Annotated in this window: 2 protein-coding genes; both read right to left on the reverse strand. The window is 45.1% G+C overall.

Annotated features, from left to right (window positions below):
• Positions 1–6: 6 nt before the first annotated feature.
• Positions 7–225 carry a hypothetical protein gene (locus D5R40_RS33475; protein ID WP_124145776.1) on the reverse strand — a complete coding sequence of 73 codons (219 nt, stop codon included), beginning with the start codon at positions 223–225 and terminating at the stop codon, positions 7–9.
• Positions 204–776 carry a HAMP domain-containing protein gene (locus D5R40_RS33480; RefSeq protein WP_205127882.1) on the reverse strand — a complete coding sequence of 191 codons (573 nt, stop codon included), beginning with the start codon at positions 774–776 and terminating at the stop codon, positions 204–206. Before D5R40_RS33480 ends, D5R40_RS33475 begins: the two co-directional genes overlap by 22 nt.
• Positions 777–789 lie beyond the last annotated feature (13 nt).

Below are 789 nucleotides of genomic sequence, written 5' to 3' on the forward strand. Positions count from 1 at the left end.
ACTCTTTTAGTCTCTCCTGCCAATCGGGTGTACAAACCCATACAACCACATCCACTTATATTTTTGTCTCAGGTCGCCAATTGGCTGCTCTCCTTGTGAAACCCAAACTCGACGCAATACCGGATGAAGCCCAAGACGATGCTCGTCCATTCCCCAAACTTCAATTTCAGCCTCTGGGTATGGAGCTTGAAGAAATTTAACTTTTAAATCCAGTTTTTTTTCCAATTTTCTTGTTCGAGTGGGTCAGACTCCCCATGTTGAGGTGGAGGAACACGTAACCGATGATGAACTGATTTTGGAATCAAGTCGAGCTTGCCCGCTTCAATCTTGGCTAAATCTAAGATGTCATTAATCATGCCCAGCAAATGGTTGCCACATTTGTGCATAATTTCGACTTGCTCTTTTTCTTTTTCGGGTAAAGCGGGCGATCGCTTCAATACCTGGGCATAACCGAGAATGCCATTGAGGGGGGTGCGTAACTCGTGACTCATATTGGCAAGGAATTCGCTCTTAGCTTGGTTAGCCACTTCTGCTTTTTCTTTGGCACATCTAAGCTCGACAGTTCGCTCTTCTAGTTCAGCTGTTCGCTCTTGTACTCGTTGTTCCAGTAACTCGATAGACTCCTTAAGTTGGTGGGTCATGGTATTAAAAGTACGAGCCAATTCGCCAATTTCATTGCCATATCCGATGTCTGCACGAGCGTTTAAATTACCATCGGCAACTTGCCTGGCAATCATTGTCAAGCTGCCAATGGGAGAAGAAATAACATGTGCCATGCCAAATCCCACG

Origin of the sequence: Okeania hirsuta (genome assembly GCF_003838195.1) — a bacterium.
Lineage (GTDB): Bacteria > Cyanobacteriota > Cyanobacteriia > Cyanobacteriales > Microcoleaceae > Okeania > Okeania hirsuta.

Excerpts from the sequence above, each read along its gene's own strand:
- D5R40_RS33480 (WP_205127882.1), bottom strand. The coding sequence starts at position 776 with ATGGCACATGTTATTTCTTCTCCCATTGGCAGCTTGACAATGATTGCC.